Source organism: Hymenobacter cellulosilyticus (assembly GCF_022919215.1).
GTDB classification, from domain to species: Bacteria; Bacteroidota; Bacteroidia; order Cytophagales; family Hymenobacteraceae; genus Hymenobacter; species Hymenobacter cellulosilyticus.
Genome location: NZ_CP095046.1, coordinates 553881 through 570817 on the forward strand (window position 1 = coordinate 553881; position 16937 = coordinate 570817).

Consider the following 16937-nt stretch of genomic DNA (forward strand, 5'->3'; position numbering starts at 1 on the left):
GTCCGCATCCCACTAAAAAGCCCGACCAGTAATGCACTGGTCGGGCTTTTTAGTGGGATGCTGGATGATTGGTAGCCAGGTCTTACTTGCCAACGGGCTTGATGCTGATGGCCGTGCCCCCGCCGGGGCCAGCTGCAGCTTGAGCGTGGTTTTGCTGTCCACTTTCTGCTTGCGGATCTGGTAGACCATGGGGCTCTTGTCCCAGCTGGCGCCTTTGCCGTCGGCGTAGATGGTGGCTTCGTAGCGCTGCCCGGGCGTGAGAAAGTCCAGCTTGACCTGCTGCTGCCGGGCCTGCTCGTCGGTAATGCTGCCCACGTACCACTCGTCCTTGCCCTTGGCCTTGCGGGCCGTGGTGATATACTCGCCGGGCTCGGCCAGCAGAATACGGGTATCGTCCCAATCCACGGGCACGTCGCGGATAAACTGGAAGGCGTCGAGGTGCTGCTCATAGGCCTCGGGCAGGTCGGCGGCCATCTGCAGCGGGCTGTACAGCGTCACGTACAAAGCCAGCTGCTTGGTGAGCGTGGTATGCACCTGCTTGCCCTGGTTGCGGGCCGGGTTCCAGCTTTCGAGCTTGATCTGGAAGATGCCGGGCGTGTAGTCCATCGGCCCGCCGATAAGCCGGGTGAAGGGCAAGATGGTTTCGTGCTCGGGTGGGTTGCCACTGCTCCAGGCGTTGAACTCATTGCCGCGGGCCGCTTCCGAGGCCAACCAGTTGGGATACGTGCGGTGCAGGCCCGTGGGCCGCACCGACTCGTGCATGTCGACCATCAGGTGGTTATCAGCTGTTTTCTGGGCCGTGCGCACGTAGTGGTTTACCATCCATTGCCCGTCGTGGTGCTCCCCGCGCGGAATGATGCGGCCCACGTAGCCGGTTTTCACCGCGTCGTAGTTGTGGTCCTTCATAAAGCGGTAAGCCGCATCCTGGCGCCGCTCGTAGTTGGTCACCGATGAGCTGGTTTCGTGGTGCATCATCAGCTTCACGCCCTTGCTCTGGGCGTATTGTTGCAGCTCGGCCACGTTGAAGTCCGGGTAGGGCGTCACGAAGTCGAAAACTTCCTCTTTCCAGTTATTGGCCCAGTCTTCCCAGCCTACGTTCCAGCCTTCCACCAGCACGCTCTGCAGGCCGTATTTGGCGGCAAAGTCAATGTAGCGTTTCACGTTGGCCGTGTTGGCGCCGTGGTGGCCGTTGGGCGTGAGCTTGTTCCAGTCGGTGTCGGCCAGCTTGATGTTGCTCACGTCGGAGTAGTTCCAGCTGGCTTTGTTGACGTGCATTTCCCACCACACGCCCACAAACTTCTGGGGCTGAATCCAGCTGGTTTCGGTGAGCTTGGTGGGTTCGTTCAGGTTGAGCACCAGTTTGGAGGCCAGTACTTCCGGGGCCTTGTTGCTCACAATAATGGTACGCCAGGGCGTGTGCTCGGGGCCTGCAGGTAGGCCTTGGCCCCGGTGCCGGTGGCGTCGGGCACCAGCTGACTGCTCAGACCGAAGGTTTTGGTGTCCACGTTGAGCATCATAGCCGGGTAGTTGACCAGGGCTGCCTCGTGGATGTTGATGTAGAGCCCGTCGTCCGACTTAAGCATCAGCGGCGTCTGCACCCGCTGGGGCGCCGATTTAAGCTGAATAGGCTCGATATTGGCCGAGTTGACCTCACTCAGGCGGGTGGTGCTGTAGGTATACTCGTTGGAATCGTAGTCGCCCGGAATCCAGAAGGCCTTGTGGTTGGCGGGCAGGTTGAACTCGGTTTTCTCGTCCTGCACCGTGAAATACTGCAGCGTGGGCTGGGCCGGAAACTCGTAGCGAAAGCCCACGCCGTCGGCAAAGACGCGGAAGACGACGTCCAGCTGCCGGCTGGGGGCCGCGGGTTGGCGCAGATGCACCGTAAGCTGCTGGTAATGGTTGCGGATGCTTTTGACCTCGCCCCACACCGGCTGCCAGGTTTCGTCTACCTCCTTGGTTTCGCTGCCTACCAGCTCCAGCGGCCCGTCAAAGCCCTTGCCGTCGGCCAGCGCCAAGCCCAGCCGGGAAGGTTTCAGCACCGTTTTAGCCCCCAAATGCACGGCGTACGTGGGCTGACCACCGGGTGCCAGAGCGAAGGTGAGACTTACCTGCTCCATGCGGGCCGTCAGGGGCGCAGCAGTCTGCCCGCTCACGCGCAAGCCCGCGGAGCAGAGCAGGGCCACCAAGAAAAAGTTCTTCATCAATATGTAGTAAGATTCTCAAAAACTACCATTTGGGCTCCGCCAATAGCAGCCGCCGGTCGGACGCCAGCCGCGCCTGTAGTACGCCGCGGAGGCTACCAAAAGTAGGGAATAGTTGCGGAGTTTATTCATATAAGCCGGGCTCCTACTGGCGGTTGCCCTAACACGCAAAACGCCCCGCCGGATGGGCGGGGCGCTGATTTTTGCCACCAAAATAGGTAGACCGACGGGGTCTTAGGCCTCAGCCAGAAGCGGCTCACTCAACTCCTTACTGTAGCCGATGAAGCTTTCCAGCAGCTGATGCGGAACGTTACGCAGGCAAGAAGGCTCCGAAGCCAGAAAGGCCTCGGCGGCTACCCGGAAATCGGCATACCGCTTCTGATAGAAAAGTCGCACTACCAGCAGCCACTTCTGCAGGAATTCCTCCTGCGGCTCCTGCAACACGAAGTCGGGTGCGGCCTGCAGAATTGGGGTGATAAAGCCCTCACTGTCGCGGACAAACGCCTCGGCATCGGCGCCTTTCTGCAGGTTGGTCAGCGTTTCGCACAGCATCAGGGCCAGCAGCGAGTACCGCATCTGAATGAGGTCGGCCGTGTAGGCGCTCAGGTAGTTGCGGTTCAAATCCGTCAGAACGTTGGCGTGGCCCGTCATCAGAAAGCAGATGGCGTCCGACAGAATCTCGAATCCGCGCTCCGGCTGCTGCAGCCCAAAATACACCTTGGCCAGGTTGTGATACTGCGACACCCGGTCGAATACCAGAAACTCCAGGCCGTTGGCCTCCAGCGTAATGTTGTTGCTCAGAGCGTTGTGCACCAGCCGAATGGCTTCTGTGGGGTTGCCAGTGCGGTAGTGGTAGAACGACTTGGACCGGTCGTAGATATTTGACAGGAACAGCCTCAGAAGGGACTTTTCCGCAGGTATTGCAGCAACGTACTTCTCTCCACGCTCAAAAAGATGTCGAGCCATGTGGAGTCTTCGCCCGCCAGACTCGGCTGCTCCATCGGCGAAGAGCTTAGAAACAATGAATAGAGTTTGTCGATCATAAGGCGGTAGAATTCGAATTAGAGCCTCTGTATATACTTTAACATAGGTATTGGTTTCAATCAGCTGACTGCGGTTCCACTTCATCTTAGCGGATACGGGCGTGTTGGTCGTGGCCATACTAGCAGGATCTAACGAGGTTATATTTCAGCTCTACCTTCTTCATAAAGTTCTGCACGAAAGCCGGGCAATCCTGGTCGTGGGTGCTGCTTTTATCGGCGCGCCCGCCGCACATGGGCAGATAAATACAGGCTGAGCAGCTGATCTGGCTGGCCCGGAGCAAGTCGCTGATGCTCGTGTCGTAGAACCGGCGCGTAGCCAGGGCTTCGGCCGTATCCAGCTCTACCGGGGCGTGGTCCAGCTTCAGCACGGCCGCCGCAGCCTGTGTCCGGATTGGCGCTCCGTGGTGGAAGTAGGTGTTGGTAGGCGCGGGCAGCAAATTCAGACACACGTTGTGATTACCTACTTCCTGAAGCCAGGCCAGTTCCTGCTCCGGCGTGCCATTTTCGGCATCGGCGGTTGCCGGGGCAGCAGCTGCACAAAGATGTCCGTGCTTAGGGCCTGCTTGAGTTGCTGAAACTCCTGCACAACCTCCGTCACCCGGGTGGTGGCGCTGGTCGTCAGCAGCTGAATGGCTACCGGTGCCGGGGGCTGCCCGGCCATGGGTCCCTGCAACGCTCGCAGCTCCTGAAACACCAGCGGCACGTGGGCCTGCTCTACCGGCAATACCAGCGAAACTTTGGTCACTCGGGCCTGCAATACCTTGGTAAATGGCGGCACGGGAGCTGAATTACTGCCACTCAGGCTTACCAGCTGATATTCTTTCTGCTGAGCTGCCACAGGGCCCAGCGTGTTCAGAAACGAGCTTAGCCAGTGAATGCGCTGCAAGCCCGCCGCCACCGAAGCCCCGGCCACGATGAGTACCAGCTTCTTTTTGGTAGCCGCCCCGTGCTCGTCCAGCAGGCGGGCAATGGTGTGCTGCAGCTCCTCATCCAGCACTGCCGCCGAGCCCAGGTACACCGACAGCTCGGCCCCGCTCGTATCCAGGGCCATGAGCTGGTTGCGGGTAATTACCTCCTCCAGCTCATCCTCATCCGCGGGCACAATCAGCTCGTGGTACATGAGCACGTTGAACAGGTTGTCGGGAATAGCTGTGAAGTTGCCGGCCTCAATCAGCGACCAGACGTAGTTGGAAATAGTAATGCCCATCCCCTTCCGCGTCGAGAAGAGCATGCGCTTGGATGTCAGCGTTTCTTCCGCGTCGAAGGCATCTGAGAGAAGCGCGTATCTGGATTTCTTTAAATTCATACCCGAGTTCTTTACACTGTGGAGTAAGATGTAGTCCTGCCTACCAAGCCAGCCGGCCAGCCGCCACGCAGCCACCGAAGAACCTTACAGAGCAGTATTCCAGGTTACTTGCAGCTTCACCGAAGACGGGCCGCGCTGCACGTAGGGAGCCGTGCGCCAGTTCGTGCCACCCTTAATAGGTGCGTAGGCCGTGGTGCGGGCAATAAACTTGCTCAGGGCGGTGCCGGCCTGCATATGCGCCAGGCGCGCGCCAATGCAGCGGTAGGCACCCGTACCGTAGCTCAGGTGGGCTGGCTTGCGGGTCAGGTCCAGCCCATCAGGGTTGGTAAACACGCTGGGGTCCCGGTTGGCCGCTCCCACACAAATCAGGATTTGGCTGCCGGCGGCAATGGTTTTGGTACCCAGGGGAATGGGCCTTTGGCAAACAGCAGGAAGAACTGCACCGGACTGTCGTAGCGCAGCAATTCGTCTACGCACTCATACACCCGGGCCGGCTGCTCCCGCAAGGTAGCCTGCTCGGCCTGGTGCTTGTCGAGGGCCAGAATGGCATTGCCCAGGAAGTTCATCATGTTATCGTGGCCCGCGTAGAACAGCAGAATCAGCATCGACAGGATAAACGACTCGTCTTCTTCCTCCCGGCGGCAAGCGTCAATCAGGGCGCTGCACAGGTCGTCGCCGGGGTTCTCCTTCTTATGCTCGATAAATGTGCGCAAAAAGCTCAGAAACAAGCCCCCGACTCCCGCTGTCGTGGGTTATAAATCAGGCCCAGGTACATACCGTCCAGCTCAGCCACCGTTTCACTCAGGGCCGGAATGTCCTCGTCGGGAATACCGATGATGCGGCTAATGGTTTCGAAGGTCAGCGGGTGGGCGTAATCCTTGATAAAGTCAATTTCTTCCTTACCCACCAACTTATCAAGCAGTTTGTCGGCCTGCTCCTGCATGGCTTTGCCATCAAACTTCAGGTTTTTGCCAGCCAAGGCGTGCATCACGTTTTTGCGGTAGGGCAGTCCACTGTCGGGAGCAAAGGCAAACAGCGTTTTGGCAACAGCACTTTTGCCGGAGAAGAGAATGGCCTGCGTTTCGGAATCCTGCCCCCAGTGGGAGCACAAGGGATTCTGCAGCAGCGACAAAGCATCCTGATAACCCGTAATAACCCACTGCGTCGGCGAAACCCGATAAATTGGATTCTCATTTCGTACTTTATGGTAGGCCGGATACGGGTCAACCGTAGGAATGGGCATAGGGCGCCTACCAAGAACGAGGATGCTTTCGTGTTCATAAGAATAGATAAATAGTAAGATAAAAGGAGTAGCTATAGTAGTACTAGGCTGGCGGTAAAGCCGGCCGGCCCAGTGGGATAATATGCGGCTGTGCAGCTTAGCGGTAGCGCACGAAATCTTCTTCGGCGAAGGCGTTTTCGAAGGCCGTTAGCACAGCGTCCATTTCGGCCAGGGGAGTCGTAGCCAACAGGTACTTAAACTCCATTTCCTTCTGAATATTAAACTTATACGGTGGGCAGGCCGAATTACCCTCTACCCACGACTTAGGGCAGCTTCCTCCGCAGATGGGCAGCAACCGGCAGCTATGGCAGGGGTATTTGTCGGTGTCGCGCACGATGCTATACCAGTCGTTGTGAGGCTTCACGTCGAATGTCTTGAGCGTGTCCTGCTGCAGGGTACCGAGCTTGTAGTCCTTGTTTTCGTAGAAGTCGGAATAGGACACTTCCGTGCAGTTGAAGATGTTACCGAAGGCGTCGTACAGCTCCCCTTTGCCGCCCGTGGCCATGCAGGTGGTTTTCTTCCGCTTGTGCATGGTGGTGTGGAAGGGGTAGCCTAGCTTCACCTGCAAAATCTCCCATTGCAGCTTCATACGGGCAAACTGTTCCTTGGTCAAGGACTTGGTCTGAGCATCATTGCCGCCCCAGGAGTAAATCCCGATGAAGTACAGGTTGTAAATGCGGCGGTGCAGGTTGTCGGCGGCAATAAGTCGAATCAGCGGCTCTACCCCTTCTACGTTGTTGATATCCACATTGCAGCGGATAGTCATTCGGGTTTTGGCGGGGTTGTAATCGGGGCTGGAAACGATGCGCTTAACATTCTGATAAATAATATTAAACGAAGGCCCGCCTGCCTTGGTAAAGCGGTGACTGTCGTGGTACTCCTCTACTCCGTCAAGGGTTATTTCGAAGGTATCCACGTTGAGTTCCTGCACCAGCTCAGCAAAGATGTTTTCTTTCAGGCTCAAGCCGTTAGAAACAATCTTCCCCCCAATATGCACCGTTGGATCCGCAATGCGGGCCGTCAGGCGGCGGTAGATGGCCCGCATCTGGGGCAGCCCCATCAAGGGCTCGGCGCCAAACCAGCCGATGTAAATTTTCTTGTAGTTGCCCTTCACGAACTTGTCGTAAATGCGTTCTACCAGCTTATTCACCAGATCGTCGGAGATGCTGCTCTTCACGTGCTGCTGCCCGCAGTAGTAGCAGCCCAACTGGCACATGGCGCTCGGCTGAATTACTTCGTTGAGCTGGCCCTGCTCGGTTTCGCCGAAATCAATGTTCTCGTTGATAATGCTAGCTAGCTCGTCTTCTTCGGCTGGCACCAGAATGCCGGTTTTAATCAGCTTTTCCTGGATATAGACCGGAATACTGCCCACCAGGCCGTTTTGCAGAAAGTCGTGGCAGAGGCTGCTGAGCGAGACTATATGGCCCGTACGAGTGGAATAAGCCAATCTGGTGTTCTTACCATCGATTGGATTCGTGATTATGGTATAATAGGAAAGCTTATACATATAGTACGATTCATAAATAGTTTATAAAATAACCTAGTACTTACTTAATTCAAGCGCCCAGGGCTACAGCCTCGGGTTGGGCCGGAGCCCGGGTAGCAAAATATTTATTCCTTACGCCCTCAATAATAGACTTAATCAACATATAGTAGAAGACGAAAGGTATAAATAATTTTGCAATGTTGCTCTTCAACCAGAAAAAATCTATTTGTTTAAAATCAAACAGCAGTCCGTGGACGAAGGAGTATAGGTTAAGTGGGAAGTTGAGCAGGGAATGGTGGTTGAAAAAGAGCATGTATCCGGCAAAGGCGATAAACGCGCCGGCCGAGACCAAGCCATAGGCCGTCAGGAATAAGGCGCGTCGGCTGTGGTCCCAGTTCTTGTTGATGCCAATGCACATACCAAAGAACTTACCCAGGGCCGTCATCGACTTGCCTTTGAGGTTGGAGATATTCAGGGCGTCGCTCAGGGCCCAGTAGCCGTCGTAACGCAGCAGCGGGTTGAGGTTGGCGGCAACGGAGAGGCCAATGACGAAGGAAATATAGAGCAGGGCCTTTTCCCGGGTAAGGTAAAAAGCAATGGTGAGCAGCACGCACATGAGCAGCTGCATGTAAATGCCGCCGAAATCGACAATGAGCCGCTCGTGGCGCTTGAGGCGCCAGGTGTCGGTTACGTCGGCGTAGAACACGGGCGTAAAGACGTAGAAGCCAAAACCAATGGCCCCGCTGTTGGCGCCAAACCGCTCACAGGCCGCCGCGTGCCCAAACTCGTGGAGCAGCAGGCTTAGGTAAACCACCGACACTAGCACGCCCAGCAGCTTAGGATTGGAGTCGTGGTAGATGGCCTGAATATCGATGTTGAACGCAAAGTTGGCGGCCAGGAAAACCAGGCTGGCCACAAACAGAACCACGAACAGCTTGACGCTGAACAGAAAAGTGAGAAAGGGCGTAATTTTTTTGACCACCCAGGCCGGCAGCAAGGTCATCCGCAGCTTCAGGTACTCGTCCTGGGCCTTAATCCGGTCCAGGTTGTCGGTGTCGAAAATGCCGTAGCCGACCAACTGCTTGTTGAAGATAGAAATGATGTCTTCCACCGAGAAGTTGACCTGGTTGGCGCGGTTGAAGGCGTAGGTGATGTCCTCCAGGTTGCGGTTGCCGTCAATCTGCTCCAACAGGCTCTTGGTCAACTGGTTGACATTGAGCTTGATAGGTGTAATTCCGTCGATGCACAGGACGTAGGTGTTTTTATCAAACTGTACGTACGAGTGCTGCTCGGCTAGCTGGGGAACGTACTCCTTACTGATTTCCATGGATGGCGGTAGCTAATTGATGATAACGCTGCAGGGCCCGGAGCGAAACCGCAGTAGAAAACAGGTTGGCCACTTCCCCGGTAATAGAGTTGCCGCCGCCCGCTTTATTGATTTTCAGGCGCTTTTTGGACTGGTACCAGTTCAGCGTCGTCGGATTAGGAATAACCAGGAAGTTGGAGCCCGCAAAGCCCCCGTCCTCGTACTGATTGGCCAGCAGCCAGTCTTTCATCCGGAGGGCGTTGCCGTGGTACCTGGCCAACAGGGCCGGCGCGGCGGTAATGGTATCCAGCACCAAGGCGGTGTAGAACACGCTCTTCTGCTTTAGAATCTCGCAGGAAAAGCTGCCGTCCTTGTTCTGCTTGCCGACGATGTAGTCCAGGGCCCGGTTTATTTCGGCCGTGAAATCCTCCTCGTCGCGCAGCATTCCCTGCACCACGAAGCAGGTTGGGTACAAATAGGAAGTCCACCAGTACGGCTGCCAGATGCCTTTCTCCGACTTGTTGGCCAGGATATAGGCTTTTAGCGCGGCCCGCTGCTCCCGGAAGCTGCTCTGGTTTTCCAGGTGGCTAAGGAAGTAATAAGCCAGGGCGCTAACGCAGATGTGGGAGCTGGTCCAGCCATTGAGCTGGGTTTTCTTTAGGCCCAGCTGGCTGACCAGGTTAAAGGCCGTGTCGGAATACGTGCGGAAGCCGCCGGTGCTGGTCTGGCCCTCAAACCACAGGCCCAGATACGGCTCAATGGCGTGCTCCGCGTTGTTCAGGGCAAACAGCACGCAGGTCGTCGAGTCGAAATCGAAAACCCAGTCGGTGTTGTAGCCCCAGAGGTGGTCTTGCTGGTTGCCGAGCAGAAACTCGCTGGCCTTGGCCAGGTTCGGATTGTCTTTTTCCAGGTAAGAAGCCACGAAGCCCGTCGACCAGACGTTGCTCAGGCCCTGCATGTTCGTTACTTCAAACCACGACCCGTCGTCACTCTGCAGGCGTTCAATATATTTCTTGGAGCGCGCAATGGCTTCTTCAATGCTCGTTTGATTACCGAATGTGGTGCTGATAATTTTTTCCAGCAGCTTATTCACCCGGTAGGCTTGCACATTGACCTTGTAGAAATTTATCTTATTTCTAACTAGGTCAATGATTTTGATATAGTCCGTCAGCTCGTTGCGGTACGGCTCAATTTCGTCGATGGCCTTCTGATAATAACTCTTCGAGAGAGTCATCATCCGTTCGGCGGTTTCGGAGGTAAACAGGTACTTTTCCAGTACCTCGGGCGTATAGTCCTTCAGCTTTTTGCCATTCGACTTCAGCCAAGCTTGCAGGAAAATATGGCCCAGGTTATTTTTCTCGTACTGAAGGTCTTTTTTAAAATCCTCCAGGTCGTCCTGAATGCAGCGGGCAATGGCAAAGTAATCCAGCGACTGGGTTAGCGCCCGGTGCAGCTCAGTCTGACTGCTGTTTTTGGCGTAATAGGCATCGGCGCCTACTTTCGAGAAGGCGCACTTATTGATGGCCAACCGGGTGTAGGTATCGAAGCTCATCTGCACATTGTATTCTTTGTCGAGTAGAATACTGGCCAGAAACTCGTAGTTGCGCTGGTTCCACAGCACCCAGAAGGCATCCTTCTTCCCAAAATGCCGGGAGAGAATCTTCATCGACTCCTCGTGGTAGATGTGGGACTGCAGCAGCAGGTGGCTTTCCCGCTCGGCACTGGCGGGTCCCGATATGTCGTCCTTGTCGTGCATGGCATCCAGGCACAGCAGGTACTTGAAGTAGAAGAATCCCGAAACGCACACTTGGTGGACAAACAAGCTGTTCCGTTCCCCAAAAGCCTTCCGGAATAAATACGGAAAGACTAAATAATACTCCGAGTCGAAGAAGGAATTAGGAAAAGCTAAGTGCTTTAAACTACCTGGAAGTGAAACGTTGTCGTCCAAATAAGTTAAAAATGACTGGCGCAGATTCTCGGTAGTTTTATCCAGATGAGAAAAGCGCACTTTACTGATGTCAATCATATAATTATTGTAAAAACAGTTTCATAGAATTCTATCCAGTCCAAAATTCCTTTCCTGCAGAAGCTCAAAAAATGCTTAACAGTTTACCGTTGCAGTTCACTGTTAAGCATTTTTTAGAGCATCCATTTCACCGGCTGAGGACCATGCACTACACGGCCCCCAGCCGGTGACCTAGCTTAGCCGATCCAGCACACAGCGTTGCCGGTAACGTCGATAGCGGCATCAGCCACAGCCGTCAGCTCCAGACGGTTTTCCAGCTCTTCAACACTAAAAAGCTCGAGTTTCTGGTCTTCCGACAGGTCGGTGATTTTAGATAGCAGTTGGGTCTGATCGTTGTTCATAAAACAAGAAATTGAAAGGTGAGAAAGGAAAAGGATAATCGAAAAGTGGCTTAAACTAGCCGATCCAGCACACGGCGTTACCGGTAACGTCGATGGCAGAATCAGCCACAGCCGTCAATTCCAGGCGGTTTTCGAGTTCTTCCACGCTGAAGAGTTCGAGTTTCTGGTCCTCCGACAGGTCGGTGATTTTGGACAGCAGTTGGGTCTGATCGTTGTTCATAAAAAGGAATTAGAAAAGTGGAAAAAAGGAAGGAAAATAGGTAAGCAAAGGCTTAGCCGATCCAGCACACGGCGTTACCGGTAACATCAATAGCGGCGTCGGCCACGGCGGTCAGCTCCAACCGGTTTTCCAGCTCTTCGACGCTGAAAAGCTCGAGTTTCTGGTCTTCCGACAAATCCGTGATTTTGGACAGCAGCTGGTTTTGATCGTTGTTCATAAAAAAGGAGTTAGAAAAGTGGAAAAATGAAAAAAGGGTAAGCAGAATGTAAACGGGTAGCGCTTAGCCAATCCAGCACACGGCGTTGCCGGTAACGTCGATGGCAGAATCGGCCACGGCGGTTAGTTCCAGGCGGTTTTCGAGTTCTTCCACGCTGAAGAGTTCGAGTTTCTGGTCCTCCGACAGGTCGGTGATTTTGGACAGCAGCTGGTTTTGATCGTTGTTCATAAAAAAGGAGTTAGAAAAGTGGAAAATGAAAAAGTGATAGATGTAGTAAGTATCGCTGAGGGGAACAGAGAGCCTGCACTCGGATGCCTGGTACAAGGAAGGCGAAGTGGGTAACGCCTAGCAGGGTCAACCGCTACTGCAGGGCAAGACGCCTGGCGTGCATTCAGCTGGCGTGCTCGATAAGCAAGCGGGTAGATTGATCTGATGCGCGTAACTGCGCGGCAACAATCGACTCTTGGGAGTAATCCTGGAAAGAAGCGTGAATTCATCCACCGAACGGCGGGCCTGGCTGAAGAAAAGCCGTAAGGCAAAAGGCAATCAGGTACTGGGAAGGCTGCCCCGAAAGATTGGGTAACAGCGGCGGGCACACTACCAGCCCGGGCCTAACTAATGCACTAGAGATAATAACTTTATATGCAGTAAACCTATTCATATTAATTTAAAAAAGCAAGCTAGTTTAAATTAATTTCGACGTTTTTTATTGTGCATACTAAATTAATATCACCACTTTAAATGCGTTTTTCTAATTAAATCAATTAACACATTTAACAATAAATAGTATCAATACTTATCCCAAGCACGAATTATATCCTACCGCAAATTATATTACTCTTCCCGCAACGAAAGGGCTGGCCGTATACCCGTGGCTAGCTGACTTGGATAGACGGCACACAGAGTAACCAGTCCGTAGATAAGACCCAGGCCCAGCGCTATAGCCAGGATATAAACGCCAGCCGGCACATTGAACACGCCCAAAATGGGGAACTGAATAACGGCTAATACGCCCAGTGATAAGCCGAAGGTGGTAATGATCAGAATCTCGCCCAGAATCTGACTACTAATAGCACCGGCACTGGCTCCAATAGCGCGACGCAGGCCTATTTCGACGCGGCGGCGGCTGATATTGAGCCACATCACGCCGAATATTCCCAAGGCTACGTTCATCGTCAGGAACAGACATACGATACCGAGCATGGTGGGCAGGGCCAGTAGCATTTTGAGCTTGGCCAGGCGCTGCTCGCCCAAGGCCAAAATGGTACTGTTTAAAGAAGGATTGGTGGAGTGAATTTGCGCGGCCAGCTGCTTTTTCAGCGCGGCCCCGGCCCCGGGCGCCACCCGAACGAGCAGGGTCGATAAGGCTTCCGCGGTGTCATTAGGGCTGACGTAGAGCATGATGGCGGGACGTGGAGTGCTTAGCTCGCCGCCGGCGCGGTAGGAGTTGGTTACGCCCACTACCTGCCACTCCTCGTTCAGGCCCCGCACGATTTTACCGATAGGCGACTTCCCCGGAAACAAAGCGGCGCGGGTTGCCTCCGTAATGACCACTGGCCGGCGAGTAGCAGCTTCGTCGCGGCGGTCAAACCACCGGCCTTCGGCTATCTGCAGATCGAGCACGTTTTGCAGCTCGGGCCAGCAAAGTAGATGTCGGTGGTTTCTGAGCGGCGCTTGTTAGTGCCCTCGCCGGCGTCCAGTTTGATGGTGCCATTGTTGAACGAGAAAGGCGTATTCTCGCCGCTACGGGCCACGCTGCTTACCCCAGGCGTGGACTTGAGGCGCTGCACCACTTGCTGCAGGGTAGCAAACTGCTGGCCGGTTTGGTTTCCTTGCTTCAGGCTGATCTGCCACACATCCTGGTACTGAAAGCCCAGAGGCGTCTGGTAGTTCTGCCGCATGTACAGTATCAGGCTAGTCACGGCAAACACCGCAATAAAGGCCAGGAATATCTCGGTAACCAGCAGGGCATTGGCCCGGCGACGGTTCCAAATAAGGGTAAGGAGGTGGCGTATCATACCTTGAAGTCGGCTTTTAGTGCCTGTACTACAGGCAGTTTCGACATTTTATAAGCTGGGTAAGCCCCCGACAGCGCCCCAAAAAACAGGGCCGTTAGGATGCCGGCCCCAAACACCCGGGCATTCAGCGCGAAGTCGGAGTAAGGCATAAACTGGCTGTAGTTGAGCAGCATCAGGGCGCCGGCGGCCAGAGCCAGGCCGAGCAGGCCCCCGAGCAGGGTCAGAAACACGTTCTCGAACAGGAACTGGGCCACCAGCGTCCGGGAAGTAGCGCCAAAGGCCTTGCGCACCCCGATTTCGGAGGAGCGCTCCAGCATGCGGCTCACGTTCACGTTGACCAGGTTCAGGGCGGGCAGCAACATAAAGAGCAACGCCATTACCAAGGAAACCTGCACCATGCGCCCTACTCCACCTTCCGCGTCGGCGTTGTTGTTGAAGCGGGCCGTGAGCGAAGCCAGCAGAGTGCGGGCGTACGAGTGGACGGCTTTGTACTTTTTGGGGTCGGGCATGGGCACCTGCTCAATGATGCGGGCATACTCCTGCTGGATGGTGGCTACGTCGGCAGGCTTGCTGGCCAGGGCAATAGCCTGGTAGTTGCCGATATAGGCCGGGTCGCGCAGGTCTTCGTTGGTGGTCGTGATGGGCACCCAGAAGTCGGCGTAGGAGTTGGAGCGCGAAATGGGCACGTCGCGCACCACACCGACCACGCGGTAGTGTACGGCCCCGGCTTCGAACGTGCGGCCAACCACGCCGGTGCTGGTACCGAAGTACTTACGGCTGGTGCTTTCGTTGATAACCGCTACCAGAGCGGCCTCGCGCACTTCGGTGGCGGTATAAGGCCGGCCTTCTACGAAGTTGAAATTCAGCACTTGCCAAAACTCACTGTCGGTTAGCTTGCGGTCCAGCTTCAGGGTACTTTCCCCCACGTAGGCCTCCACGTTGTTGTAGTTGCCTTCGCTCAGGGAGATTTTCTCGGGAGTCCGCATGGGCCGCACGTAACGGTCAAGGAAGGAGTAGCCGATAAAGCCGTTGCTTTGTCCTCCCTCCTGGGCCACCAGCTGAATCCGGTTGATGAATACCAGCCGGTCGACCTGGGTTTCGGGGGTGTGGGGGCCCACGGTATAGTCGAAAATGGCGTAGAGCACCAGCAGCACCATAAGAGTCAGGCTGGTTCCGAAGAGGCTGATGAAGGTGAAAAACCGCCGCCGCAGCAGCACCTTCCAGGCAATTTTCAGATAATTGAGCAACATAAGATAGGAGTCTAAAACGCGTGCGGGTTTCAGTTTACCTGGCTGCCATCCAGCAGCCGGATCTGGCGCTTGGTGCGCTGGGCCTGGGCCTCATCGTGAGTTACCATCACGATGGTGGTGCCTTCCTTCTCGTTGAGGTGCAGTAGCAGATCCATAATTTCCTCGCCCATTACCGAGTCGAGGTTGCCGGTGGGCTCGTCGGCCAGGATGATTTCGGGTTCGCCGGCCAGGGCCCGGGCAATGGCTACGCGCTGGCGCTGACCACCCGAGAGCTGCTGCGGGAAGTGGCTGGTACGAGCCCCCAGGCCCACTTTTTCAAGCATGGCCAAGGCCCGCTTGCGCCGGTCTTTGGCACTCATACCCGAACGGTAAAGCAGGGGCAGTTCCACGTTGTCGACCACCGAGAGGTCGTTGATAAGGTGGTAGCTCTGAAAAATGAAGCCGATCTTCTCGTTGCGCAGGCTGGCCAAGTCCTTTTCGGAGTAGGACTGCACGGGGCGCCCATTCACTTCCACGGTGCCCACGGAGGGCTCATCCAGCAGGCCCATCAAGCTCAAGAGCGTCGATTTGCCGCAGCCCGAGGGGCCCATCACGGATACAAACTCGCCGCGATTAATACTCAAGCTCACGCAGTTGAGCGCAGAAGTCTCGACGGTGCTGGTCTGGTAGATTTTCTCGATGTCAATAAGCCGCAGAACGGGCGCTTCAGCAATCTTAGTCATGGTAGTAGCGGTAAAGAGGATAGAGATAAAAGAGACGAAGCAGGACCGCCGGCGCTATTGCGCAGCCAGGGGCTGTTGCTTTTCAAAATCATATAGGGTGAGAGCCCGCAGGCGGTAATAGGCCACCCAGCCGGCCCGCAGAGCGGCAATGTAGCTGCGGCGAGCCCCGTCTTTGGCCTGAGAAGCCAGGCTCAGATCGGTCAGGCTGATGCGGCCGAGCAGGTAGGTGGAGCGGGCAATGTTGTAGCGCTGCTGGGCCACGGAGTCGGCGTGCTGGGCCAGGCGGAGCTGCACGGCCAGCTGTTGCTGCTGCCCGGCTTCGGTAAGCACGCTTTGGGCAAAGCTGCGCTCTTCCTGGGCTACGGTATGCTGCACCTGGTCGCGGGTGAGCTTGGCGGTCTTCACCACGGCCTGTCGGTGCCCCAGTCGAGCAACGGTACCGAGAAAGACAGCTTCACCTGCTGCTGATTGCGCAGATCTTGCAGACTATTATTCAATTCCGGAGCCTGATTGACATAGCCCAGGTTGGCCGAGAGCGTGGCCTGCATACCGGTTGTGCCCCGGGCCTGGGCCACGTCGCGCTCGGCTTCGAGCAAGCGGCGCTGAAAGGCCAGCATGGCGCTCCGGTGCTGACGGGCCTGCTCCAACGCTACTTCGGGCGCCACTACGGGCTGGGGCACCAAAGCCGGTACGTCTAGGGCCGGGGCACCGGTAAGCCCGGTGTAGGCCTGGAGCTCCACGGTGGCATTCTGGGCGCTGAGCTGGGCTTGAATCTTGGCTTGCTGAGCATCAAGCAAGTTAAGCTCAAGTTGCAGTAAGTCGCTCTGGGAAAGGCGGCCCAAGCGGTACCGTTCCTGCCCGATGCGCAGCAACTCGTCGGTAGCCTGGGCATTCTGGCGGGCCACTTCGGCATTTACCTGCTGCAGCAGCACGTCGAAGTACAATTCGGTAGTGCGCTGGGCAATCTTTTCCCGCTCTTCCAAGAACTGCCGCTGGCTTTCCTGGTAGCGCAGGGGCTCGATGCGGCGGTTCCAGTGCAACTCGTTGAACTGCCCGATGGGCTGCGTCAGGCCCAGCGTAAATGGCTGACTGTTGTAGCGCTTGGCCTTGCCGATAAAGTCGTCGTAGCGCAGCACATCGGCTCCCACGATAACCTGGCCCCCGGTCAGACCGATATTCTGCCTGACGGCCAGCCCCACATTGGAGTTGTTATTCTTGATTTGCCTGAATACAATGGAACCGTCCTCGGGCTGCACTACCGGAGTGATTGTGCTGCTATAGTTAGGCAGGGTGCCCTGCAGGCCGAGTTGGGGGCGGTACGTAGAGCGGTAGTCGCGCCACTGCCAGTAGCCGATTTCCCGGTCGGTGTTGGCTTGCTTGCCAATGGCTGAGTGATTCAGGGCCAGGGAAATAACCTCGTCGAGGTTGAGAGGACGGCTGGCCGTTTGGGCCATTACCGCGTGGAAGGGCAGTCCCAGCAGTGCCAGGAAAGGAAGGATCCGGAATTTCATGGTCGTAG

General features: G+C 55.8%; 20 protein-coding genes and 1 pseudogene. All 21 read right to left on the reverse strand.

The features are described 5' to 3' along the window. Positions 1–12: 12 nt before the first annotated feature. A complete protein-coding gene (locus MUN79_RS30565; RefSeq protein WP_311136638.1) occupies positions 13–1395 on the reverse strand; it encodes a glycoside hydrolase family 97 catalytic domain-containing protein in 1383 nt (460 codons plus the stop codon). After that, positions 1396–2201 (reverse strand): annotated as a pseudogene (locus tag MUN79_RS30570) (glycoside hydrolase family 97 N-terminal domain-containing protein); the annotation flags it as partial. A 234-nt stretch (positions 2202–2435) separates the two neighbouring features. Continuing rightward, positions 2436–3167 carry a hypothetical protein gene (locus MUN79_RS02755; protein WP_244676280.1) on the reverse strand — a complete coding sequence of 244 codons (732 nt, stop codon included), beginning with the start codon at positions 3165–3167 and terminating at the stop codon, positions 2436–2438. Positions 3168–3363: 196 nt separating this feature from the next. Continuing rightward, a complete protein-coding gene (locus tag MUN79_RS02760; protein ID WP_244676281.1) occupies positions 3364–3693 on the reverse strand; it encodes a hypothetical protein in 330 nt (109 codons plus the stop codon). An 11-nt stretch (positions 3694–3704) separates the two neighbouring features. Continuing rightward, entirely contained in the window at positions 3705–4451 is a 747-nt protein-coding gene (locus MUN79_RS02765) for a hypothetical protein (protein ID WP_244676282.1), read from the reverse strand. Positions 4452–4634: 183 nt separating this feature from the next. Then, positions 4635–5027 carry a cytochrome P450 gene (locus MUN79_RS02770; RefSeq protein WP_244676283.1) on the reverse strand — a complete coding sequence of 131 codons (393 nt, stop codon included), beginning with the start codon at positions 5025–5027 and terminating at the stop codon, positions 4635–4637. Then, a complete protein-coding gene (locus MUN79_RS02775) occupies positions 4916–5263 on the reverse strand; it encodes a cytochrome P450 family protein (RefSeq protein WP_244676284.1) in 348 nt (115 codons plus the stop codon). Before MUN79_RS02775 ends, MUN79_RS02770 begins: the two co-directional genes overlap by 112 nt. A 5-nt stretch (positions 5264–5268) precedes the next feature. Then, the gene (locus MUN79_RS02780) at positions 5269–5793 is read right to left on the reverse strand and encodes a cytochrome P450 family protein (protein ID WP_244676285.1); all 525 of its coding nucleotides are present in this window, start codon (positions 5791–5793) and stop codon (positions 5269–5271) included. Positions 5794–5929: 136 nt separating this feature from the next. After that, positions 5930–7339, reverse strand: a complete 1410-nt coding sequence (locus MUN79_RS02785; protein WP_244676286.1) for a radical SAM/SPASM domain-containing protein — start codon at positions 7337–7339, stop codon at positions 5930–5932. A gap of 49 nt (positions 7340–7388) precedes the next feature. Further along, the gene (locus MUN79_RS02790; protein WP_244676287.1) at positions 7389–8645 is read right to left on the reverse strand and encodes a zinc metalloprotease; all 1257 of its coding nucleotides are present in this window, start codon (positions 8643–8645) and stop codon (positions 7389–7391) included. Further along, the gene (locus tag MUN79_RS02795) at positions 8632–10431 is read right to left on the reverse strand and encodes a prenyltransferase/squalene oxidase repeat-containing protein (protein ID WP_244676288.1); all 1800 of its coding nucleotides are present in this window, start codon (positions 10429–10431) and stop codon (positions 8632–8634) included. The genes MUN79_RS02790 and MUN79_RS02795 overlap by 14 nt, the downstream gene beginning before the upstream one ends. Before the next feature lie 395 nt (positions 10432–10826). After that, on the reverse strand, positions 10827–10991 hold the full coding sequence (locus MUN79_RS02800) for a hypothetical protein (RefSeq protein ID WP_244676289.1): 165 nt from the start codon (positions 10989–10991) through the stop codon (positions 10827–10829). A 55-nt stretch (positions 10992–11046) separates the two neighbouring features. Beyond that, positions 11047–11211 carry a hypothetical protein gene (locus MUN79_RS02805; protein WP_244676290.1) on the reverse strand — a complete coding sequence of 55 codons (165 nt, stop codon included), beginning with the start codon at positions 11209–11211 and terminating at the stop codon, positions 11047–11049. Between the two features lie 52 nt (positions 11212–11263). Next, complete coding sequence (locus tag MUN79_RS02810; protein ID WP_244676291.1) at positions 11264–11428, reverse strand: hypothetical protein; 165 nt, start codon at positions 11426–11428, stop codon at positions 11264–11266. A 63-nt stretch (positions 11429–11491) separates the two neighbouring features. Next, positions 11492–11656, reverse strand: a complete 165-nt coding sequence (locus MUN79_RS02815) for a hypothetical protein (protein WP_244676292.1) — start codon at positions 11654–11656, stop codon at positions 11492–11494. Between the two features lie 606 nt (positions 11657–12262). Next, positions 12263–13051: an ABC transporter permease gene (locus MUN79_RS02820; protein WP_244676293.1), complete on the reverse strand. Its 789-nt coding sequence runs from the start codon at positions 13049–13051 to the stop codon at positions 12263–12265. Next, positions 13033–13446, reverse strand: a complete 414-nt coding sequence (locus tag MUN79_RS02825; RefSeq protein WP_244676294.1) for an ABC transporter permease — start codon at positions 13444–13446, stop codon at positions 13033–13035. Before MUN79_RS02825 ends, MUN79_RS02820 begins: the two co-directional genes overlap by 19 nt. Continuing rightward, the gene (locus MUN79_RS02830; RefSeq protein ID WP_244676295.1) at positions 13443–14696 is read right to left on the reverse strand and encodes an ABC transporter permease; all 1254 of its coding nucleotides are present in this window, start codon (positions 14694–14696) and stop codon (positions 13443–13445) included. The genes MUN79_RS02825 and MUN79_RS02830 overlap by 4 nt, the downstream gene beginning before the upstream one ends. A 29-nt stretch (positions 14697–14725) precedes the next feature. Next, complete coding sequence (locus MUN79_RS02835) at positions 14726–15418, reverse strand: ABC transporter ATP-binding protein (RefSeq protein WP_244676296.1); 693 nt, start codon at positions 15416–15418, stop codon at positions 14726–14728. A 54-nt stretch (positions 15419–15472) separates the two neighbouring features. Further along, entirely contained in the window at positions 15473–15826 is a 354-nt protein-coding gene (locus MUN79_RS02840) for a TolC family protein (protein ID WP_244676297.1), read from the reverse strand. Further along, on the reverse strand, positions 15820–16929 hold the full coding sequence (locus MUN79_RS02845; RefSeq protein WP_244676298.1) for a TolC family protein: 1110 nt from the start codon (positions 16927–16929) through the stop codon (positions 15820–15822). Before MUN79_RS02845 ends, MUN79_RS02840 begins: the two co-directional genes overlap by 7 nt. Positions 16930–16937: the final 8 nt, after the last annotated feature.